This is a genomic window from Amycolatopsis heterodermiae, assembly GCF_034929455.1.
Taxonomy (GTDB): Bacteria; Actinomycetota; Actinomycetes; order Mycobacteriales; family Pseudonocardiaceae; genus Amycolatopsis; species Amycolatopsis heterodermiae.
Genome location: NZ_JAYFSI010000001.1, coordinates 1,815,527 through 1,836,320, shown reverse-complemented (window position 1 = coordinate 1,836,320; position 20,794 = coordinate 1,815,527). Strand labels below are relative to the sequence as shown.

The 20,794-nt window shown below is 70.0% G+C and carries 23 protein-coding genes; 11 read left to right on the top strand and 12 right to left on the bottom strand.

From position 1 onward, the window contains the following. Nucleotides 1-117: 117 nt before the first annotated feature. The gene (locus VA596_RS09050) at nt 118-585 is read left to right on the top strand and encodes an SRPBCC family protein (protein ID WP_323324973.1); all 468 of its coding nucleotides are present in this window, start codon (nt 118-120) and stop codon (nt 583-585) included. On the opposite strand, the gene VA596_RS09045 is transcribed toward VA596_RS09050, so the two are convergent. Then, a complete protein-coding gene (locus VA596_RS09045; protein WP_323324970.1) occupies nt 575-1,150 on the bottom strand; it encodes a hypothetical protein in 576 nt (191 codons plus the stop codon). The two genes, VA596_RS09050 and VA596_RS09045, sit on opposite strands and share 11 nt — an antisense overlap. Nucleotides 1,151-1,327: 177 nt before the next feature. Between VA596_RS09045 and VA596_RS09040 the strand changes: the two genes are divergently transcribed. The 3 genes from VA596_RS09040 to VA596_RS09030 all read left to right on the top strand — a co-directional run bounded on the left by VA596_RS09040 (nt 1,328) and on the right by VA596_RS09030 (nt 6,246). Beyond that, on the top strand, nt 1,328-3,145 hold the full coding sequence (locus tag VA596_RS09040) for an NHL domain-containing thioredoxin family protein (RefSeq protein ID WP_323325735.1): 1,818 nt from the start codon (nt 1,328-1,330) through the stop codon (nt 3,143-3,145). A 1-nt stretch (nt 3,146) separates the two neighbouring features. Next, on the top strand, nt 3,147-3,479 hold the full coding sequence (locus VA596_RS09035) for a GroES family chaperonin (protein ID WP_323324968.1): 333 nt from the start codon (nt 3,147-3,149) through the stop codon (nt 3,477-3,479). 1,003 nt (nt 3,480-4,482) lie between these two features. Next, complete coding sequence (locus tag VA596_RS09030) at nt 4,483-6,246, top strand: VanW family protein (RefSeq protein WP_323325733.1); 1,764 nt, start codon at nt 4,483-4,485, stop codon at nt 6,244-6,246. A gap of 4 nt (nt 6,247-6,250) precedes the next feature. Here VA596_RS09030 and VA596_RS09025 read toward each other — a convergent pair whose 3' ends face one another. After that, nucleotides 6,251-7,015 carry a leucine-rich repeat domain-containing protein gene (locus tag VA596_RS09025; protein WP_323324966.1) on the bottom strand — a complete coding sequence of 255 codons (765 nt, stop codon included), beginning with the start codon at nt 7,013-7,015 and terminating at the stop codon, nt 6,251-6,253. After that, nucleotides 7,012-7,854 carry a helix-turn-helix transcriptional regulator gene (locus VA596_RS09020; protein ID WP_323324964.1) on the bottom strand — a complete coding sequence of 281 codons (843 nt, stop codon included), beginning with the start codon at nt 7,852-7,854 and terminating at the stop codon, nt 7,012-7,014. The genes VA596_RS09025 and VA596_RS09020 overlap by 4 nt, the downstream gene beginning before the upstream one ends. A 110-nt stretch (nt 7,855-7,964) precedes the next feature. Here VA596_RS09020 and VA596_RS09015 point away from each other — a divergent pair, with 110 nt between their 5' ends. Beyond that, nucleotides 7,965-9,368 carry an MFS transporter gene (locus VA596_RS09015; protein WP_323324962.1) on the top strand — a complete coding sequence of 468 codons (1,404 nt, stop codon included), beginning with the start codon at nt 7,965-7,967 and terminating at the stop codon, nt 9,366-9,368. Here VA596_RS09015 and VA596_RS09010 read toward each other — a convergent pair. The 5 genes from VA596_RS09010 to mug all read right to left on the bottom strand — a co-directional run bounded on the left by VA596_RS09010 (nt 9,358) and on the right by mug (nt 13,971). Then, nucleotides 9,358-9,651, bottom strand: coding sequence for a GlsB/YeaQ/YmgE family stress response membrane protein (locus tag VA596_RS09010; protein WP_323324960.1), 294 nt, complete (start codon nt 9,649-9,651; stop codon nt 9,358-9,360). The two genes, VA596_RS09015 and VA596_RS09010, sit on opposite strands and share 11 nt — an antisense overlap. 147 nt (nt 9,652-9,798) lie before the next feature. Continuing rightward, nucleotides 9,799-10,074: a GlsB/YeaQ/YmgE family stress response membrane protein gene (locus VA596_RS09005; RefSeq protein ID WP_323324958.1), complete on the bottom strand. Its 276-nt coding sequence runs from the start codon at nt 10,072-10,074 to the stop codon at nt 9,799-9,801. Between the two features lie 195 nt (nt 10,075-10,269). Further along, entirely contained in the window at nt 10,270-12,105 is a 1,836-nt protein-coding gene (locus VA596_RS09000) for an acyl-CoA dehydrogenase (RefSeq protein WP_323324956.1), read from the bottom strand. Nucleotides 12,106-12,264: 159 nt separating this feature from the next. Beyond that, a complete protein-coding gene (locus tag VA596_RS08995; protein WP_323324954.1) occupies nt 12,265-13,050 on the bottom strand; it encodes a response regulator transcription factor in 786 nt (261 codons plus the stop codon). 369 nt (nt 13,051-13,419) lie between these two features. Further along, nucleotides 13,420-13,971 carry a G/U mismatch-specific DNA glycosylase gene (gene mug / locus VA596_RS08990; protein ID WP_323324952.1) on the bottom strand — a complete coding sequence of 184 codons (552 nt, stop codon included), beginning with the start codon at nt 13,969-13,971 and terminating at the stop codon, nt 13,420-13,422. Between the two features lie 168 nt (nt 13,972-14,139). Between mug and VA596_RS08985 the strand changes: the two genes are divergently transcribed. Further along, nucleotides 14,140-14,316, top strand: a complete 177-nt coding sequence (locus VA596_RS08985; protein ID WP_003058066.1) for a hypothetical protein — start codon at nt 14,140-14,142, stop codon at nt 14,314-14,316. Here VA596_RS08985 and VA596_RS08980 read toward each other — a convergent pair. Both VA596_RS08980 and VA596_RS08975 read right to left on the bottom strand, forming a co-directional pair. Beyond that, complete coding sequence (locus VA596_RS08980) at nt 14,257-14,901, bottom strand: VanZ family protein (RefSeq protein ID WP_323324950.1); 645 nt, start codon at nt 14,899-14,901, stop codon at nt 14,257-14,259. The genes VA596_RS08985 and VA596_RS08980 overlap by 60 nt on opposite strands. A gap of 118 nt (nt 14,902-15,019) precedes the next feature. Continuing rightward, entirely contained in the window at nt 15,020-15,169 is a 150-nt protein-coding gene (locus VA596_RS08975) for a hypothetical protein (protein WP_323324948.1), read from the bottom strand. Nucleotides 15,170-15,255: 86 nt separating this feature from the next. Here VA596_RS08975 and VA596_RS08970 point away from each other — a divergent pair, with 86 nt between their 5' ends. The 5 genes from VA596_RS08970 (at nt 15,256) to VA596_RS08950 (ending at nt 19,862) form a co-directional block, all read left to right on the top strand. Continuing rightward, nucleotides 15,256-15,729: a GNAT family N-acetyltransferase gene (locus VA596_RS08970; RefSeq protein WP_323324946.1), complete on the top strand. Its 474-nt coding sequence runs from the start codon at nt 15,256-15,258 to the stop codon at nt 15,727-15,729. Nucleotides 15,730-15,778: 49 nt separating this feature from the next. After that, complete coding sequence (locus VA596_RS08965; protein WP_323324944.1) at nt 15,779-16,858, top strand: Gfo/Idh/MocA family protein; 1,080 nt, start codon at nt 15,779-15,781, stop codon at nt 16,856-16,858. A gap of 51 nt (nt 16,859-16,909) precedes the next feature. Next, entirely contained in the window at nt 16,910-17,689 is a 780-nt protein-coding gene (locus tag VA596_RS08960) for an alpha/beta fold hydrolase (protein ID WP_323324942.1), read from the top strand. Between the two features lie 113 nt (nt 17,690-17,802). Beyond that, the gene (locus VA596_RS08955) at nt 17,803-19,497 is read left to right on the top strand and encodes a bifunctional metallophosphatase/5'-nucleotidase (RefSeq protein ID WP_323324940.1); all 1,695 of its coding nucleotides are present in this window, start codon (nt 17,803-17,805) and stop codon (nt 19,495-19,497) included. A 38-nt stretch (nt 19,498-19,535) separates the two neighbouring features. Continuing rightward, on the top strand, nt 19,536-19,862 hold the full coding sequence (locus VA596_RS08950) for an MmcQ/YjbR family DNA-binding protein (RefSeq protein WP_323324938.1): 327 nt from the start codon (nt 19,536-19,538) through the stop codon (nt 19,860-19,862). Here VA596_RS08950 and VA596_RS08945 read toward each other — a convergent pair. Together VA596_RS08945 and VA596_RS08940 are read right to left on the bottom strand one after the other, a co-directional pair. Beyond that, complete coding sequence (locus VA596_RS08945; RefSeq protein WP_323324936.1) at nt 19,852-20,385, bottom strand: GNAT family N-acetyltransferase; 534 nt, start codon at nt 20,383-20,385, stop codon at nt 19,852-19,854. The two genes, VA596_RS08950 and VA596_RS08945, sit on opposite strands and share 11 nt — an antisense overlap. 8 nt (nt 20,386-20,393) lie before the next feature. Next, nucleotides 20,394-20,771, bottom strand: coding sequence for a nitroreductase family deazaflavin-dependent oxidoreductase (locus VA596_RS08940; protein WP_323324934.1), 378 nt, complete (start codon nt 20,769-20,771; stop codon nt 20,394-20,396). Between the last annotated feature and the right edge of the window lie 23 nt (nt 20,772-20,794).

Sequence of the window (20,794 nt, the reverse complement as noted above, 5' to 3'; positions counted from 1 at the left end):
CCGATCGGCGGGTTGGGGGCTGGGTTGTCCACATCGCCCGAACGGCATCCACAGGCTCTTCACCTGACCGCGGTTTCTGACATACCCTCGGTATGCCATCTTGACGTGGAGGTCACCGTGAGCGAACCCGATGCCAGCGGCCGGATCGAGGTCAGTGCGGCTCCGGAAGCCGTGTACGACCTGGTCAGCGATCTGGGCAGGCTGGCCGACCTCGCCGAGGAGTACGCCGGGCACCGGTGGGTCGGGCCAACGCGCGGGGCCGTCGTGGGGGCCCGGTTCCGCGGGCACAACCGGCGTGGCCTGAGGCGGTGGAGCACCTTGTCGACCATCACCGACGCTGACCCAGGGCGACGGTTCGGCTTCGAGGTCACCTCGATCGGGGTGCCCGTCGCTCGGTGGCAGTACGACTTCGAAGCCGCCGGTGACGGCTGTGTGGTCGTCGAAAGCATGTGGGAGCGGCGGCCGGCGTGGTTCCGGGTGCCGTCGTCGACCGTCACCGGGGTCTGGAATCGGCGGGAGGCCAACACCGCCAACATCGCCGCCACGCTCGCGCGGCTCAAAACCGCCGTCGAAGCTAGTCGATGAAGCGGGACCAGAAGGGTATGTAGCGCGGGCCGTCCGGCGGGGCCGTGCTGATGCCGCCGGTCGCGAACTCGCGGTTCAGATAATCCCGCAGGTCGGAGCCGTAGACGATGATGTCCGTCTGGTACACCGACAGCACCGGGTAACCGGACGTGCCGGCGAGACCGGGCAGGTAGCGGTGGCCGCAGACCGGCACCAGCTGCGGCACGCCGGCCAGGCGTTGCCGGGCTTCGCGGACGGCGTCCTCGGGGCCGACCGGGCGCGTGCCCCAGTCAGGTAGCCAGAAGCCGTTGTGCTCGACGTCGTACAGCACGCCGTCGACCGGCCATGCCAAACGTTTGCGCAGCTGCTCGGGGTTGCCGCAGCGCCAGTCCGGCCAGCGGTCGCCGATCGGGACGCCCGCGGCGAGGAACGTGCGGTGGTCCGCGGCAAAGGAGAAGCCGAACCGGCTCTCGACGTCGTCGAGCTCGGCCTCGCTCAGCCCGGGACGCACCGGTTCCCGGAGGTTCTCCTGCAGGTGCCGTGCCTCCTCCGGCGAGAGGGCACCGGCCGGCTGGACGGGTGTCATACCTGGAGAGCGTAAGTGGCGCCCGACCCCGCCGCGCGTTCTTTTCCGCCCCCTTGACGCCTGGCCAGGGGTGACCCCGGCCGGGTGAGTTTGTTCTCTCATCGGCTGGACTCCGGAACAGAGCGTGAATGCGTGTAGTTCACTCTTTCCGTGACTTCTCCCCGACCGCAGGCCCGCGTGCGCGCTCCCGAGCTGCGCGGCGACGTCTGGCTGAACACCGGCGGCCGCCCGATCACCCTCGCCGAACTGCGCGGCCGCATCGTGCTGCTGGACTTCTGGACCAGCGGCTGCGTCAACTGCCTGCACGTCCTCGACGAGCTGCGCCCGCTCGAGGCGGAGTTCGCGGACGTGCTGGTCACGATCGGCGTCCACTCCCCGAAGTTCCTGCACGAGGGCGAGCGCGCGTCCATCGAGGCCGCGGTCCGCCGGTACGAGGTGCACCACCCGGTCGTCAACGACCCGAAGATGGAACTGTGGTCGCAGTACGCGGTCCGCGCGTGGCCGACGTTGGCGGTCGTCGATCCCGAGGGTTACGTCGTGCACGTCGCCGCCGGTGAAGGGCACGAAGAGGCGCTACGCCGTGTCATCGCCGACCTCGTGAAGAAGCACGAGGCGAAGGGGACGCTCCGCCGCGGCGGCAGCCCGTACGTGCCGGTCGAGGAGCAGTACAGCGAGCTGCGGTTCCCGAGCAAGGCCGTCGCCACCGCCGAAGGCCGCATCCTGGTCGCCGACACCGGGCACCACTCGGTCGTCGAGTTCGCCTCGGACGGCGAGACCGTCATCCGCCGCTTCGGCAGCGGTGAGCGCGGCGGGCAGGACGGGCCGTTCGACATCGCCACCTTCACCGAGCCGTCGGGCATCGCGCTGCTGCCTTACGACGTCGCGGAGCGCGCCGGCTACCACGCCGTCGTCGCGGACACCGCCGGTCACCGGCTGCGCGGCCTCGACCTGATCACCGGCGAGGTGACCACGGTCGCCGGCACCGGCGCGCAGTGGCGCAACGGGCCGGACGCCGGCAAGGGCGTCGAGGTCGACCTGACGAGCCCGTGGGACGTCGCCTGGTGGGGCCCGGCCGGCGGGGTCGTCGTCGCGATGGCCGGCAACCACACGCTGAGCGTGTTCGACCCGGTGTCGGGCCGCATCCGCCGCTTCGCCGGGACGACCGTCGAAGGCCTTCGTGACGGCGATGTCACCGAGGCGTTCTTCGCGCAGACGTCCGGCCTCGCCGCGGACGGCGACAAGCTGTGGCTCGCCGACGCCGAGACGTCCGCCCTGCGCTGGATCGAGCCCGCGGGCGACTCGTTCACCGTGCACACCGCGATCGGCGTCGACCTCTTCTCCTTCGGCCACACCGACGGCCCGGCCGACAAGGCGCTGCTGCAGCACCCGCTCGGCCTCGCCGTGCTGCCCGGCGAGCGGATCGCGATCGCCGACACCTACAACGGCGCCGTCCGCCGCTTCGACTTCTTCACCCGCGAAGTGACGACGCTCGCCACCGGCCTCGCCGAGCCGCAGGGCCTGCTGCTGACCGACGGCCGGCTGCTGGTCGTCGAGTCCGCGGGCAACCGGATCGGCCCGGTGCCGAGCGGCGAGCCGTCGGTGGTCACCGGTGACGCGCACGCCGTCCGCCGCCCGCCGACGGTGCTCGCGCCGGGTGAGGTCGACTTTTCGGTAATCTTCACCGCGCCGCCCGGCGAGAAGCTGGACGACCGGTTCGGCCCGTCGACGCGGCTGGAGATCAGCGCGTCACCGCCGGAGCTGCTGGCGGACGGCGTGGGTGCCGGGACCGACCTGACCCGCAAGATCCGGTTCGCGCCGGGGGTGACCGAGGGCGTGCTGCAGGTGGTCGCCCAGGCCGCGAGCTGCGACGACGGCGGTGAGCACCCCGCGTGCCGGATCACCCGGCAGGACTGGGGCGTCCCGGTGCGGTTCGAGGAGGGCGGGGCGAGCGAGCTGAGCCTGGTCATGGCCGGGGAGCCGCGGGACGCCGAGTAGCATGCAAGCCGTGTCCGACGGGCCGAAACTCGAGATCCAGATGCTGCACGACCGCGTGCTGGTGCGGCTGTCCCCGGAAGAGGGCGAGCGGCGCAGCAGCGGCGGCATCGTGATCCCCGCTACGGCGCAGGTCGCGCGCCGGCTCTCCTGGGGTGATGTACTGGGCATCGGGAACAGCGTGCGAAACGTCAACGTCGGCGACCGCGTGCTCTTCAACCCGGAGGACCAGCTCGAGGTCGAAATCCGCGGCGAAGGGCACCTGGTGATGCGCGAACGCGACATCCACGCCGTAGCAACCGAGCGAACCGAACACGGCACCGGGCTCTACCTCTAGAGGGCCCGCGGAGGTCATGGGCGTGGCAGACGACGAGGTGCGCGAGCGCACCAAAGCGCCGAACGCCGACGCTGCAACCGGGTCGACAGCCGCGAAGTCGGTCGCCGCGGACTCGCCGACGGAAGAACCCACGGCCGAGATGCAGCCCGCCACCGAATCCGGTACGGCCGGTGCCGAGGTGCCGATCGTCGCGAAGTCCGAGGCGTTGGGCGACGGTCCCGCGAGTGAGGTGCGGCCTGTCGCCGAGTCTGGCTCCGTTGTGGCGGCCGGTTCGGCTGGTGCTGAAGTGTCGGTTGCTGCCGAGGGAGCGTTGCGCGACGGTCCCGCGGGTGAGGTCTGGCCTGTCGCCGATTCTGGCTCTGTTGTGGCGGCCGGTTCGACTGGTGGTGGGGTGCCGGTTGTCGCCGAGGGGGCGTTGCGCAACGGACCTTCGGGTGAGGTGCAGCCTGCTGCCGAGTCCGGGTCTGTTGTGGCGGCCGGTGCCGAGGCTCCGATTGTTGCGGACTTCGGGGCGTTGCGAGACGAGTTTTCGGGTGAGGTGCAGTCTGCCGCTGAGTCCGGGTCTGTTGTGGCGGCCGGTGCCGAGGTGCCGACTGTTGCCGAGTCGGAGGCGTTGGGAAGCGGGCCTGCGGATGCGGTGCAGTTCGCTGCTGAATCCGGGGTTGTGGTGGCGATCGGTTCGGCCACTGCTGAGGTGCTGACCGCCGGAGACCCCGCATTGTCGCCGGAAGTGCCTGCGGTCGAGACGTCGTCAGCCGGGGGAACCGAGATTCCGGTGGTGAGCGGGGCGGCTGATACGGAGGTCCTGCCCGCAGCGGGTTCGGCGCCCGCGTTGCAGCCGGATGAGTCTGCGGCACCGGGCGTCGATGGCGGCGAATCTGTGCAGTCGCTGGATTTACCGGCTGCCGGGAGTGCGGTGTGGCCGGATGAGCGTGCTGCCGCTGAGGCGGAGACCGCCGTCGTTGGGGATTCTGCTGTTACCGCTGATCTCTTTGCTGATGATCTGCTCGGTGAACTCCTCGAAAACCCCGCGGCTCCTCCAGTACCGGAAACGCCTGCGAAGAAGCTGCGCAAGGGTGTTGCCCGGGCGATGATGATCATCGGGCTCGCACTCGGGCTCTTCGTCATCCTCTACGCTGTCGACCTGCTGGCCAGCGCCGGTGATGTGCCGCGTGGGGTGACCGTGGCCGGGATCGATGTCGGGGGCATGACCCATGCCGACGCGGAAGCCAAGCTGCGCAAGGAACTCGAGCCGCGGCTTACCCGGCCCGTTGTCGTGCACGGTGGGGATGTGCAGGCGGAACTCGTCCCGTCGAAGTCCGGGCTCGGGCTCGACTGGCCGAACACCCTCGGGCTCGCCGGGCACCAGCCGCTCAGTCCGATCACCCGGATCATGTCCTTCTTCAGCAGTCGCGAGGTCGGCGTCGCGACCCGGACCGATCCGCAGCAGATCAGTCAGGCCGTCCGTGAACTCGCCGACGGCAAGCTCGACCACGCGGCCACCGAGGGCGCGGTCGGGTTCATGCCGCTGCAGGGCAGTGACGGTGGCGTCACGCCCTATCCGATCCTGCCGCGCCAGGGCCAGCAGCTGACCGACCTCGACGGCGCCGTCCGGGCCGTCACCGAGCACTGGCTCGACCGGGGCGGGGTGACGCTGCCGATGGCCGTCGCGCCGGTGCGGGCCACCGCGGCCGGCGTTGAGGCCGTGTTCCGGCAGATCGTCGTGCCCGCCGTCGCCAAGCCGGTCGTCGTGCACGGGCAGGGCAAGGACGTGCCGCTCAAGCCGGACGCCATCGCCTCCTCGTTCCAGTTCGCGCCCGTCGAGGGCGGTGCCGTCGAGGTGCGGATCGACCAGGGCAAGCTGCAGGCCGCGCTCAAGGACGGCCTCGCGAGCACCGAGACCGACGGCAAGGACGCGCAGATCGTCTTCGCCGGCGACCAGCCGGCCGTGGAGCCGTCCGAGGACGCCCGGAAGATCAACTGGGAGAAGACCTTCCTCCCGCTGATTGACGTCCTCAAGAAGACCGACGGCCGCGATCTCCCCGTCGCCTACAACGCGTCGACGCCCAGCGTGACGACCGAGGCGGCGGGCGCGCTCGGCATCAAGGAGGTCATCGGCGAGTTCACCACCGGTGGGCTCACCGGCCCGGCGGCGACGAACAACCGCACGTTGGCCGACCGCGTGTCCGGCACGATCGTCAAGCCCGGCGAGACCTTCAGCCTCAGCGGCCGCTCCGGCCCGCGCACGGCCGACAACGGCTACGTCCCGGCCCCGGCCGACGAGGACGGCACCGGCGCGACCGTGGTCGGCGGCGGCGTCTCGCAGCTGGCGTCCACTTTGTACAACGCGGGTTACCTCGCCGGCCTGGCCGACGGCGGTCACCTCGAGCACGACACCTACCTCGACCGCTACCCCGTCGGCCGCGACGCCAAGGCGATCAACGCCGACGGCAGCCCCGTCGAGCTCAAGATCACCAACGACGCGCCGACCGGCATCGCGCTGCAGGCCGTGGTGTCCGGCGACTCCGTGACGGTCCGGATCTGGGGCACCCGGCGCTACCGCGTCGAGGGCTCCACCGGCGGGCAGACACCCGGCGACCCGCCGCCGGTCCAGTTCGGGGGCACCACCCCGTGTCAGCCGTCGATCGGCACGCCCGGCTTCAGCGTCACCGACACGCGCGTGCTCTACGACGTCACCAGCGGCGCCGAGGTCCGCCGGACGTCGCACACGGCGACCTACGGTCCGCATCCGACGATCCTGTGTTGAGTTGTCAGCGAAGGACCATGCAACCAGCCTCCTCGAACTCACGCAGCCACGACGGCTCCCGGAAGTGCTTGTTCCACCGCAGATCCAGCTTGTCCAATTTGGACAGCCGGGCCACTGAAGCGGGTAACGTCTCCAGCGCGTTCTCCCGCAGGTCCAGCTGACGCAACTCGCTCAACGACCCGATCGACGACGGCAGCTCGCGCAGCCGGTTACCCCGCAGGTGCAGCTCCCGCAGCGAACCGAGCGCGCCGATCGACTCCGGCAGCGCGGCCAGTTCGTTGTGGTACAGCCGGAGTTCGCGCAACGCCGTCAGCCCGGACAGGTCGGGCAGCGACGCGATCCGGTTGTCCGTGCACCCGAGGTACCGCAGCTTTCCCAGTCGGCACAAGGCCGACGGGAACTCCGTGAGCCGGTTGTCGCTGAGGTACAGGTACTCGGTGAGGCCCGCCAGATCACCCAGCTCGCCGGGCAACGACGTGAACCGGTTGTGCCCCAGGTCGAGCGTGTGCACCGACGACAGAGCGGAGATACCCGGCGGCAGCTCGGTCAGCCGGTTCGTGGCCAGGTTGAGCACCCGCAACCGGACCAGCCGCCACAGCGACGGTGGAACGGAGGCGATCTCGTTCGAGTACAGGCTCAGGTGTTCCAGCGCAGGACCCAGAACCGGCACCGACGTCAGCCGGTTCCGATCCAGGTCCAGCCGCGTGACGTCGTCCGGTACGGAAGGCACCGAAGTCAGCCCCTGGCCACTCAGGTCGAGCCACGTCATGAGCCAGCCCGCCGTGTCGCGGGTAGCCGGGCCCAGGTCTGCGCGTCGTCCGGGGTCGACACCTGGATGCGCAGGCCCGGTGCCTCGGACACGGCCAGCTCGGTCAGCCGGAAGTCCAGCCGCCCCGCCCGCGGGTGGTCGAACCGCCGCAGCCGCGCCTGCGGCTCCGTGACCTCGTGGCGCGCCCACAGCTCGGCGAATTCCGGGCTCAGTGCCGAGAGCCGCCGGATGTCCTCTTCCCACGCCGGGTCACCGAGGTGCCTGGCGTAGTCGGCGCGCATGCGCGCGACCATGTGCCGCACCTCCTCGTCGTAGTTCAGCAGGAAGGCCCGCGCGTTCGGCTCGGTCACGCAGCACCAGAGCAGGTTCTTGTGCAGGCACGGCAGGCTGTGCCACTCCCAGAACATCTCCTCCTGCGCCGCGTTCGACTCGATGACGTCGTACCGGCCGTTGACGACCGTGGCCGGCAACGGGTCGAGGGCGCGCAGCACCTCCAGCACCGCGTCCGGCAGGACCTCGACCGTCGACGGCAGCCGCGAAGGGGTCAGCTCCGCGAGCCGGTAGAGGTGCTCCCGCTCGGTGGGGTCCAGCCGCAGCGTGCGGGCCACGGCGTCGAGCACCTGCGCGCTCGCGTTGATCGGCCGGCCCTGCTCCAGCCACGTGTACCAGGTGACGCCGACGCCGGCTAGCAGCGCGACCTCCTCCCGCCGCAACCCGCTCGTGCGACGGCGCAGGCCGGGCGCCAGCCCGACCTCCTCGGGGCCGATCCGCGCCCGGCACGCCTTGAGGAACCGGCCGAGTTCCTCTCGGTGGCTCGCGTGGACCTGCGTCTGGGTCATGCGGACATGGTGCCCGAGGGGTACGACAGTTTTTGGAAAACCAGGTGCTGTGAGTACCAGCATCCCCAGGCTCTCGGTGTCTCCGAAGGAAAAGCCGCAGGGTCAGGGGCATGACTCTCACCACCCCGGCCCCGGCCGTCCCGGGCCGGACCACACGGCCGTGGTTCATGCTCGGCGTCCTGCTGCTCGGCCAGTTCATGGCGCTGCTGGACGTCACCGTCGTCAACGTCGCCATGACCGGCATCCGCGCCGACCTGCACACGTCCGGCGCCGCGCTGCAGCTCGTCGTCTCCGGGTACACCGTGGGCTACGCGATGCTGCTGATCACCGGTGCCCGCCTCGGCGAACTGTTCGGGCGGCGCCGGATGTTCGTCACCGGCGTCGTCGCTTTCACGGTCTTCTCGTTGCTGTGCGGCCTGGCGCCGGGCGCGGGAACGCTGATCGTCGCCCGGATCGCCCAGGGGGCCGGCGCGGCGTTGATGATGCCGCAGGTCATCAGCGTCATCCAGGCGCAGTTCACCGGCGCCGCCCGGGCCAAGGCGCTGAGCGCGTACACCGCGGTCATCTCGGTCGCGTTCGTCGCCGGTCAGGTGGCCGGCGGGGTGCTGGTCGGCGCGGACCTGTTCGGCCAGGGCTGGCGGCCGATCTTCCTGGTGAACGTGCCGATCGGCGTGCTCGTCGCGGTGCTCGCGGCCAGGCTGGTGCCCGGCGGCGCCGCGCGGAACGGCCGTCGGCTGGACCTCGCCGGGCTCGCGATCGCCGTGCCCGCCGTCGTGCTGGTCGTGCTACCGCTGGTGCTCGGGCACGAAACCGGTTGGCCCGCTTGGACGTTCGCCTCGCTGGTCGTCGGCGCCCTGCTCGTCGTGCTGTTCGTGGTGGTGGAACGCCGGGTGCCCGATCCGCTCGTGAACCTCGAGGTGCTGCGGATCCGCGGTGTCGCACCGGGTCTGGCCGCGTTGGCCGCGGGTGTCGCGTCCTACGGCGGGTTCCTGTTCTGCGTCGGGCTGCACCTGCAGGCCGGACTCGGCGACACGCCCCTCGCGGCCGGGCTCGCGACGGCACCCGGCGGGGTAGTCTTCGGCCTGTGCGGGTTCTTCTGGAACCGACTGCCCGCGAGGATTCACGCGGCGCTGACGCCGATCGGTTACGTCGGCTCGGCGGCGGCGTACGCCCTGCTTGCGTTGAGCCTGCACGACGGCGGCCACGGCGGCGTGCTGTTCTTCGTGGCCCTGGTGCTGTTCGGGCTCTCGATGGGCCCGGCGTTCGGCTCGCTGATGACGCAGTCGCTCACGCACGTCCCGCTCACCCGGGCCGCGGACGTCAGCGGCCTGCTGACCACGACGTTGCAGCTGGGTCAGGTCATCGGGGTGGCGACGTTCGGGAGCGTCTTCCTGACGCTGGCGGCGGCTTCGTCCGCGCACGCCATCACCACGACGATGACCTGGGCGGCCGTGCTGCTGCTGGCCGGGACCGGGTTCGCCGTGGTGCTGGCGCGCGCGTCGGTCAGGCGTTAGTGCGGCTGCCGCCCTTGATCCGCGCGTAGATCGCCGAAGCCGCGATGACCCCGACGACGGCGGCGACGATCTGGAAGATGTGCCGGATCCAGTCGATGCCGTTGGTGTCCCGGACGCCGAACACGCCGGCGAGCCAGTTGCCGATGAACGCGGCCACGATGCCGACCACGATCGTCAGCCAGATCGGGATCTTCTGGTCGCCGGGCGCGAACAGCCTGCCGAGCACGCCCAGGATCAGGCCCACGATGATCGTCGAGATGATGCCCCAAAGTCCGCCGAGCACGGTGCCTCCTCCGATAGCCCAATAAGAGCAACGGTGACACCTATTCGGACGCCCCGCCTCTCTGAACCCCTGATGGGGTGAGACACGAAAAGGCCCGGTCCGGTTCGCCCCCGACGGCGAACCGGACCGGGCCGGGGTTCTGGGGTGTTACCTCGATACGCCGCGGCGGCCGTAGGCACCGGCGGCGATCGACACACCGATGGCCGCGAGGACGACCTGGGTGAGGATCTCCAGCCAGTCGATTCCGTTCGTGTCGGCGTAGCCGATGCCACGCGCGATCGCCGTGCCGATGAAGGCGGCGACGATACCGATCACGATGGTCAGCCAGATCGGGATGCTCTGCTTGCCAGGTGCGACCAAGCGCCCGAGCACACCGATGATCAGGCCGATGATGATGGCGCCGAGAACACTGGCGATAGTCATCGCTTCTCCTCTCAAGGGATCCGCGGTCCCGGTGTTCCGGGGCTCCGCGGCTCGATGCTCGGAATGCCCCGGGTGGGTGACGGCGAAACACCGTGTACCGGGAATTACCCCCGTCGCCACCGCATCGTTACGACGTCCGGCCGGACACGGCGAAGGGGCCCTCCCCGGGATGGGAAGGGCCCCTTCGGGCGTGGCTCAGAACGCGGCTTCGTCGAGCTCCATGAGCGCGTTGTCCGCGGCCTCGACGATCGCGCGGCGAGCGGTCAGCTCCGGCAGGACGCTCTTCGAGAAGAACGACGCCACGGCGATCTTGCCCTCGTAGAACGGGACGTCCTTGGCGGACGCGCCCGCGTCGAGCTTGGCGATGGCGACCTCGGCGTGCTTGAGCAGCTGCCAGCCGATGAGCAGGTCGCCGACCGACATCAGCAGGCGGACCGTGTGCTGGCCGACCTTGTTGATGTTCTGCGGGTCCTCCTGCGACGTGGTCAGGTAGCCGATCAGCGAACCCAGCATGCCCTGGGTGTCCTCGAGGGCCTGCTTGAGCAGCCCGCGCTCGTTCTTGAGCCGGCCGTTGCCCGCCTCGGACTCGATGAACTTCGTGATCTCGCCGGCGACGAAGGCCAGGGACGCACCCTTGTCGCGGACGATCTTGCGGAAGAAGAAGTCCAGCGACTGGATCGCCGTGGTGCCTTCGTACAGCGAGTCGATCTTGGCGTCGCGGATGTACTGCTCGATCGGGTAGTCCTGCAGGAAGCCGGACCCGCCGAGGGTCTGCAGCGACTGCACGAGCTGCTCGGTGGCGCGCTCGGAGCCGACGCCCTTGACGATCGGCAGCAGCAGGTCGTTGACGCCGTGTGCGACCTTCTGGTCACCCTCGCCGGTCCACAGCTGGTCCTGGAACGACGCCGTGTACAGGTACACCGCGCGCAGGCCCTCCGCGTACGCCTTCTGCAGCATCAGCGAACGGCGGACGTCCGGGTGGTGCGTGATGGTGACGCGCGGCGCGGCCTTGTTCAGCATGTTCGGCAGGTCGGCGCCCTGGACGCGCTCCTTGGCGTACTCGAGCGCGTTGAGATAACCGGTGGACAGCGTGGCGATCGCCTTGGTGCCGACCATCATCCGGGCGTACTCGATGACCTGGAACATCTGCGCGATGCCGTCGTGCACCTCGCCGAGCAGCCAGCCCTTGGCCGGGGTGCCGTGCTGGCCGAAGGTCAGCTCGCACGTCGTCGAGGCCTTGATGCCCATTTTGTGCTCGACGTTCGTGACGAAGGCGCCGTTGCGCTCGCCCAGCTCGCCGGTCTTGGTGTCGAAGTGGAACTTCGGCACGAGGAACAGCGAAAGGCCCTTGGTGCCGGCCTTGGTCTCGATGCCGGGACCCTCGGGGCGCGCCAGCACGAGGTGCATGATGTTTTCGCTCATGTCGTGCTCGGCGGAGGTGATGAACCGCTTCACGCCGTCGATGTGCCAGGAGCCGTCCTCCTGCTGGACGGCCTTGGTGCGGCCCGCGCCGACGTCGGAGCCGGCGTCCGGCTCGGTCAGCACCATCGTGGCGCCCCAGGCCCGGTCGATCATCAGCTGGGCCCAGTGCTTCTGCTCTTCGGTGCCGTTCTTGTTCACGATCATCGCGAAGTTGGGGCCCGCGAGGTACATGAACAGCGGGGCGTTGGCGCCGAGGATCAGCTCGGACGCGGCCCACTGGACGGTCGGGGGCAGCCCGAAGCCGCCGAGGTCGTCGGTCAGGCCGAGGCGCCACCACTCGCCGTCGAGGAGCTGCTTGTAGCTCTTCTTGAACGACTCGGGGATCTTGACGCTGAAGGTCTTCGGGTCGTACACGGGCGGGTTGCGGTCGGCGTCGGCGAAGGACTCGGCCAGCGGGCCGGTCGCGAGCTTGTTCAGCTCGGCCAGCACCCCGCGCGCGGTCTCCTCGTCCGACTCGGCGAGCACACCCTTGCCCAGGCGTTCCTGGACGCCGAGTACCTCGAAGAGGTTGAACTCCAGGTCTCGGACGTTGCTCTTGTAGTGGCCCATGTCGTCACTCCAATGTGTTCGGCTCCCCGGCCGGGCACATACTCGCCTTACTCGCCGGTAACTTCAGGATATTACCTGCGGGTAACTGGAGCAAGCAGATCCGCACTTCCGAGTACCGGAAATCCACCGAAAAGTGGGCCTCGAGCAGCGTGACCCGGGTCAGCGGTGGCCGGGGATGGCCGTTGTGTCGGCCGTCACCGGCACGTGGCCGTCGTCCGCTCGGACGATCAGTATCCCGCCGCGGAAGGCGATCGTCACGGCGTGTGTCCGGTCCCGTGCCGAGAGCTTCCGCAGGATGCTCTTCACGTGGGTCCGCACGGTCTCGACGGACAGGAAGAGCAGCTTCGCGATCGCCGAGTTCTCCAGCCCTTCGGCGACCAGCTGCAGCACCTGGTATTCGCGTCTGGACAGCGGCATCCCGCCGCGCGGCGCCGGCGGGCTGTCGTGGGCGAGGTCGCCCTTCGGCACGGTCGAACGCTTCGGCCGGGCGGTGAGCGCGGCCAGCCCGGGGTCGATGTACCGGCGTTCGGTGTGGGCCCGCCGGATCGCTTCGGCAAGACGTCGTGAATCGATCGACCGCGGCACGATCGCGTGCGTCCCGGCGGCGATCGCGGCCGCCAGGTACTGCTGCGTGCGATTCGCGTCACGGATGAGCGTGACGATGATGAGCGCCGGGTCGCCGGAGTTGAGCAGCTTCGTCAGGTGGCAGTTCGGATCCAGCGCCGAATCGAGCACGACGACGTCCGGTTTCACCTGCTCGCACAGCTGCAACGCGGCGTGGTGGCTGGCCGCCTGGCCGGCCCAGTGCAGCCCCTGACTGCGGTGGACCAGCGCGGCGAGGCCGTCGCGGTAGATCGGGATCGGATCGACGACCGCCACGCCGAGACTGCGCCCGCCGGGTCCTGGCGGCCCAGTGGGCCTGCGGGTGGGCTCGATGCCGTGCATCGTGGGCCTCCGTCTCTGCGCCGTCGCTCCTGGGACGCCGGACGTGTCCCCTCGGTTCACGCGATCCGGCACCACCCGGTCCCCCCTGCGGGACCGGCCAGAAGTGACTCCTCCTGCTTGGTACGAGTCGCAAGTGCGCAGCTCATGACGCCAATTCCCCCTCATGGCCCAACCCGCCGGTTACAGCAAACTCTGGGTAGAAAACCCCCTCGGGAGTGCTGCTCGACCGGGAGCAGAACGACCTGATGGAGCGGCGGGTGCTACTGAGGGTGGCCCGTGTCGTTGCGCTACCTCCCGGCTCGTCCCCCTCTAACGCCCCACGGCGCCGTTGGATGCGGGTTGTTACTGGTCAGCACGCTGCGGGAGGGGCTAGCGAGTCACGACCGCGGCCCGCAGCGCGGCGAACTCCGCCGCCAGCCCGGCCGGTGTCCAGTGGGCGTTCAGGCCGCTCGGATTGGGCAGCACCCACACGTGTGTCCCCCCGATGCGCTGCTCCTGCCGCCCGACGCTCGCCTTCGGGAAGCCGAACGCGGTCCGATACGCGGTGATCCCGACTACCGCCAGCCACCGCGGCCGGTGTTCGAGCACCTTCGCGGCCAGCAGCTTCCCGCCCTCGCGCAGCTCGTCACCGGTCAGCTCGTCGGCCCGCGCGGTGGCCCTGGCGACGACGTTCGTGACGCCGAGCTTCAGGTCGAGCAGCTGCGCCTGCTCGGACGGGTCGAACCGCCGCGGCGTGAAGCCACCGCCGTGCAACGCCGGCCAGAAACGGTTCCCGGGCCGCGCGAAGTGCTGCTTGAGGGCACCGGAGTAGAGGCCGGGGTTGATCCCGCAGAAGAGGACGTCGAGGCCGGGGGCCAGGACGTCCGGGATGGTGGTGCCGTAGGCCGCGGCCAGCTGGTCCTTGGTGGGTCTGGTGCTCACCCGTCCAGTCTCCGGTACGACTTTCGGCTGGGCACGGCACAACTGCCCGCGCGTTTCCGCTGATCACGCCTGGTTCGCCGCACGCGCTGTCGCTGGGGGTAGCGAATTCACCACTGACCTGCGTAACCTGTGTGATCTCCCGCACAGCGTCGTACCGAGGAGGATTTCGTGCAGCTTCCGATCGTCCTCGGGCTGGTCGCGCTGGTCCTGGCCGTGGCCGCCCTCGTAGTCGTGCTCGAGGACCGCCGCGCCGCGAAGCGGGCCGCCTTGCAGCGCAAGGCTCGGCTAGCGCGTCTGGGCGAGGTGGATCCGCTCGCTCCGGGCCGGCTGCACGTCGACCGTTGAACGCTTGGCCCGCAGCAGGGCCAGCAGGAGCGCCCCGAACACCCAGCCGACGCCGGCGCCGAACGTGTTGTTCATGAGGTCGTCGACGTCGAAGATGCGGTAGGCGTACGGCGCGGTGCCGAAGTTCGCGGTGAGCTGCGTGATCTCGATGAGCAGCGAAGCGGTGAAGCCGATCAGCGTGGTCCCGATCAGGCCGCGGCGCCACTGGATCCGGGCGAACACGCCGAGCGGGACGAACAGCAGGACGTTCATGCAGGCCTGCTGGAACGTCTGCGTCATGAACCACTGCGACAGCGGCTCCCCGTGCTTGAGCAGCTCGGTGTGGATGTCGGTGATCCACTGGAACGGGTGCAGCTGCACGGTCTGGCTCAGCCGGCGGGTGCCGGGCCCGGGCAGCGGCAGGAAGACGACGGCGAGGGTCATGCACCCGTAGAGCAGCACGGCCGCGGTGGTGACGATGCCGCGCAGCCGGAGTCCGCCGTGCCGCGCGAGCTGGGTGAGCAGCTGCGGCACCAGCACCACGGTCCACAGCGCGAGGAAGCCGATTAGTCCGTACTGCAGGGCGGTGACCTGTGCGTTCGTCATGCCACCGACGTTATGGATCTTGACCGGGGTGCCGCTTCGGTCGATGAGCCGGACGCCGAACGGCCCCCTCGGCCACTTGGCCGATCCGGCGACGGGCCGATCGGTCAGGGCTGATCGGTCAGGGCTGATCGGGCAGCGGCTGGTCGGGCAGCGGATCGGCATCGTCCTCGCGCTCCTCGGCGCGCTCGGCGCGCCAGGCGCTGAACACCGTGCCGCCGATCAGCAGCACGACGACGGCCAGAACCACGAGGACGACCTCGATGCCCATGCTTCCCCCACACGCCGGAACGTTCGCCTCATCGCGGCGGTGTTATCCGGTGTTACCGGACCCGTTCCGCGTGCGAATCTGCGTAGATGATCCACGTGCGGCGGCTCACCCCCGACGACGCCTTGGTGCTGCGCGAAATCCGGCTCCGCGCGCTGGCGGACACGCCGGAGAACTTCGGCTCGCTCCTCGCCGTCGAACGCACGAAGTCCGACGACGACTGGCGCGCCTGGCTGGCCGAGCGCGCGTGGTTCGCGGCGTTCGACGGCGACACCGCCGTCGCGCTCGTCTGCGGCTGGGCGGGTGCGGCCGAATGGCTGGTCTTCTCGATGTGGGTTGCGCCACAGCTGCGTGGCCACGGCTTGGCCGCGCGGCTCGTCGACGCGGTCCGCGTGGCGGCCGGAGAATCCGGGGCGCAGGCCATCGCCCTGCACGTCTTCGAGGGGAACGACCGTGCGAGACGCGTTTACGAGCGGCTCGGTTTCGTGCCCACCGGCGACAGCGAGGACGTTCCGGGCAAAGGGCGCCGCCAGCTGATGCGGCTTGCGCTCACGCGGGAATGACCGCGACGCTCGGCACGTAAGTCCTGTGGGGGAAACGAAAGGAACGCTCATGGCACCGGTCCGGGTCGGCATCGTCGGGCTCAGCGCGAACGGCGGCTGGGCCGCGACCGCGCACGTGCCCGCGCTGGCCGCGGTGGAGGGCTACGAGCTCCGCGCGCTGAGCGCGAGCAGCGCCGAGTCGGCGCGCGTGGCCGGCGAGAAGTACGGCGTGCCGCTGACCTTCGGCGACGCCGGGGAGCTGGCGCGGCACCCGGAGGTCGACCTGGTCGTGGTCGCCGTGAAGGTGCCCGAGCACCGGGCCCTCATCGAGCCCGCGCTGGCCGCGGGCAAGCAGGTGCTGAGCGAGTGGCCGCTGGGCGTCAGCCTCGCGGAGACCCGGGCACTGGCCGAAGCCGCGAAGGACGGTCAGACGGCCGTCGGGCTGCAGGGCCGCTCCGCGCCCGCGTTGCGCTACCTGCGTGACCTCATCAAGGACGGCTACGTCGGCCGCGTGCTGTCGACGTCGCTGATCGCGTCCGGTGGGAACTGGGGCTCCAGCGTGCGCGCCGGCCGCGACTACCAGCTGCACCCCGAGGGCGGGGCGACGCTGCTGACCATCCCGTTCGCGCACACCGCCGACACGCTGCACATGGTGCTCGGCGGGTTCGCCGAGCTGTCGGCCACGATGGCGACCGTCCGGCCGCGGGTGCGCGACGAGGTCACCGGCGACGCCGTCCCGATGACCGTGCCCGACCAGATCGCCGTCTCCGGCGTGCTGAACGGCGGCGCGATCGCGTCGCTGCACCTGCGCGGCGGGACGTCGCCGGCCACGGACTTCCTCTGGGAGATCAACGGCACCGAGGGCACGCTGGTCGTCAACGCGGCGGACCCGCTGTTCTGGATCTCCAAGCTGACGTTGCGCGGCAGCCGCACCGGGACGCTCGAGCGGCTGGCCGTGCCGACGCGGTACGAGCTGCCGCAGCTGGCCGGGCGCGCGTCCGAACCGTCGTACAACGTCGCGCACGCGTACGCGCGCCACCTCAAGGGCGACCTGCCGGACTTCGGGCACGCGCTGCGCGTGCACCGGGTGCTGGACGCCGTCCAGCGGTCGGCCGACACCGGCACCCGGGTTCACCCGGACGCAGAGTAACTGTTACCGGCGGTTGTAGCTTTTCCGTCAACCCGGACTTACGCTCGGATCATGGACGACGTTGTCTACGACCGCGCGGGCCGGGGCGAACCGCTGGTGCTGATCCACGGCATCGGGCACCGCCGCCAGGCTTGGTCACCGGTGTTTCCGCTGCTCACGCCGTATCGTGACGTCATCGCCGTCGACCTGCCCGGCTTCGGCGAGTCGCCCGAGCCGTCCGGCGGTTACGGCGTCGAGCCCGCGCTGGTGATGTTCAAGGAGCTCTTCACCGAACTCGGCCTCGACCGGCCGCACGTCGCCGGCAACTCGCTCGGCGGCCTGCTCTCGCTGGAGCTCGGCCGGGCCGGGCTCGTCCGCAGCGTCACGGCGTTGTCCCCGGCCGGGCTGTGGAACCGGCGGCAGAAGCTCTACGCGATCGCGACGCTCAAGGCCCACCGCGCGCTTGCTCAGCGCACACCACCGCACGTCGTGCGCCGGATCGCCGCGACGGCGGCCGGGCGGCGGGCGCTCACCGGCATGATCGTCGGACGGCCCGAGCTGCAGAGCCCCGAGACGGTCGTCGAGGACGCCCACGCGCTCGCGACCGCGCCGGGCTTCGAGCCGACCGCCGCGCAGTCCCGTGGCAGCTTCCGGTTCACCGGCCCCGTCACCGGCATCCCGGTGACGATCGCCTGGGCCCAGCACGACCGGATCCTCGCCCGGCCGCGCGTCGCCGAGCTGCGGAAGATCGCGCCGAACGGGACGTTCACGCTGCTCCCGGGCTGCGGGCACGTGCCGATGAACGACGACCCGGGCCTGGTCGCGAAGACGCTGCTCGAAGGAAGCCGTTAGGTGACATTCGCTTTACGTCCGTCTTTTGACCCTGTTCGCTGACCCCTCAGCGAGGCAGAATCCTCCGCCGTGCGCCCGCAAGGGGATCTGGGCGCGAATCGGAGGAAACACGCATGAGGCTTTCAACCCGGCTCGTGGTGCTCGCCGCGGCCGCGCTGGCGACGACGGCGGTGACCACCGCACCCGCGTCCGCGGGCCAGCGCCCGGACCCGACCACCGACGTCCGGATCATCGCGTTCAACGACCTGCACGGGAACCTCGAGCCGCCGTCCGGCTCCAGCGGCCGCGTCACGCAGTCGGACGGGACCACTGTGGACGCCGGTGGCGCCGCTTATCTGGCCACGCACGTGAAGCAGCTCCGCTCGCAGGTGCGCAACTCGCTCGTGCTGTCCGCCGGTGACAACGTCGGCGCGTCGCCGGTGATCTCGGCGCTGTTCCACGACGAGCCGACCATCGACCTGCTGAACCAGCTCGGCGTGAGTGCGTCCGTCGTCGGCAACCACGAGTTCGACGAGGGGTACAAGGAACTGCAGCGCATGCAGTTCGGCGGCTGCCACCCGACCGACGGTTGCCAGTTCGACAAGAAGTTCAAGGGTGCGGACTTCCCGTTCCTCGGGTCCAATGTGTACTTCACCAACGGCCTGCCCGCGCTGCTGCCGTTCACCGTCAAGTTCGAGGGTGGCGTGCCGATCGGCGTCATCGGCGCGACGCTGAAGGACCTGCCGACCGTCGTCACGCCGGAGGCCATCAAGGGCCTGAAGTTCGGTGACGAGGTCGAGGCGATCAACCGCACCGCGAACCTGCTCGACTTCCTCGGCGTCAAGTCCCAGGTCGTGCTGCTGCACCAGGGCGACAGCACCGAGATCGAGGGCCCGAACGACTGCCGCGTCCTGCCCGGCCCGGCCACCGCGATCGCGAAGGCCGTGACCCCGAAGGTCGACGCGATCTTCACCGGCCACAGCCACCAGCAGTACAACTGCGTGATCAACGACCCGGCCGGCCAGCCGCGCACGGTCATCCAGGGCGCGTCGTTCGGCCGCCTGCTGTCCGTCGTGGACCTGAAGATCAACCTGAAGACGCGCGACGTCGTCCGGTCGGCCACGCAGGCGCACAACGAGATCGTCACGCGCACGGTCACCCCGGACCCGGCCGTGGCGGCGCTGGTCGCCGACGCCAAGGCGAAGTCCGGCCCGATCGCGAACAAGCCGGTCGGCTCCATCACCGCGGACCTGCCGGCGGCGGGCAACGCGGCGGGCGAGTCCTCGCTCGGCGACGTCATCGCCGACGCGCAGCTCGCGGGCACGCAGGGCAACAACGCGGTCATCGCGATGACCAACCCGGGCGGCATCCGCGCCGACCTGACGTACAAGTCGTCCGCGAACAACGAGGGTGACGGCGTGGTGACCTACGGCGAGGCGTTCACCGTCCAGCCGTTCGCGAACATCATGCAGACGATCACGCTGACCGGCGCGAACCTCAAGAACGTGCTGGAGCAGCAATGGGCGCCGGGGGTGAACCCGAAGTTCCTGCAGATCTCGAGCTCGCTGCACTACAGCTACTCGGCGTCCGCGCCGCAGGGCTCGCGGGTCTCGAACATCACGGTGAACGGCACGCCGGTCGACCCGGCGGCGACGTTCCGCGTGTCGGTGAACAACTTCCTCGCCGCCGGCGGTGACGGCTTCACCGAGTTCACCAAGGGCACGAACCTGGCGGGCGGGCCGGTCGACCTGGACGCGCTGATCGCGTACCTGGGCGCCCACCCGAACCTGGCCCCGCCCGCGGCGGACCGGATCACCCTGCTGCCTTAGGTCCCGTTCTTCCAAGACGCCGGGTCGACAATGGACCCATGACGACTTGGGAAGACGTCGTCCGCCTGGCCTCGGAACTGCCCGAGGTCGAGGCGGCGACCTGGTACCGCACGCCCGCGCTGAAGGTGGCGGGCAAGGGGTTCGCGCGGCTGCGCACGGAGGCCGAAGGCGGCCTGGTCGTGATGTGCGGGCTCGACGAGAAGGCGGCGTTGCTGGAATCCGGCGACGCCGCCTTCTTCACGACACCGCACTACGACGGCTACGGCTCGATCATCGTCGACCTGGACAAGGTCGACGTCGGTCAGCTGCGTGAGCTGCTCGAAGAAGCGTGGCGGCTGAAGGCGCCTCGCCGGCTCACGACCTGAGTTCGCCCTTGAGCATGCTCATCAGGATCATGTCGTGGCGCTTGCCGTCCATCGCGACGAACGCCTCGCGGTGGCGGCCGTCCTCGGTGAAGCCGACCTTGCGGTAGACGTGCCGGGCGCGCTCGTTCTCGGCGACCACCCAGAGCGTGATCATGTGCAGCCGCATCGAGTTGAAGCCGTAGCGGCACATCAGGCGCAGCGCTTCGGTGCCGTAACCGCCGCCGCCCCGGTACTCGGCCTCGCCGATGTAGATGTCCAGTTCGGCGTTGCCGACCTCGGGCTCGGCGTCCCGCAGGTCGATGATGCCGATGAGCTGGCCGTCGGCCTTGGCCTCGATCCCGAGCACGACCAGTTCGTAGCTGTTGACCGGGCGCTCCTCGGCGCGCTTGCGCAGCTGCGCGAGCGACCGCGGGTAGCTGTGGTTCATCCACCGGCCGACGTCGGGATCGTGCACCCAGCCGTGGATCCGGTCGGACTCCTCCGGTTCGAGCGCGCGCAGCCGGACGAGCTCCCCCTCGAGCATCTCTCCCCCTAGTCCCGCTTGAGCAGCAGGAAGTCGTGGACGTTCAGCAGGCCGAGGAACTGCCGCACGGGGGTCGGCATGGCCTGGCGCGACTCATCATGCACGAGCCGCGCGCCGTGCACGTGCTGGTTTTTCCGGCGCGTGACGATCGTGCAGCCGTCCGCGGCCAGCACGTTCTTCACCCAGTCGGCGTCGGGCCCGTAGGTCAGCGCGACGACGTAGCCCTCCGCCGTGCGGAAGACGTTCACCGGCGTCCGGTACTCCTTACCCGACTTCCGTCCCTTGTGGACGATCATGCCGAAGCCGGGGGCCCAGTTGACGACGTACTTGTTGACGCGGTTGGTGGCGACCCGGTTGAACCGGGCGAGACCCTTCGGAAGCACCATGCGGGACATAATATCAACGCGCG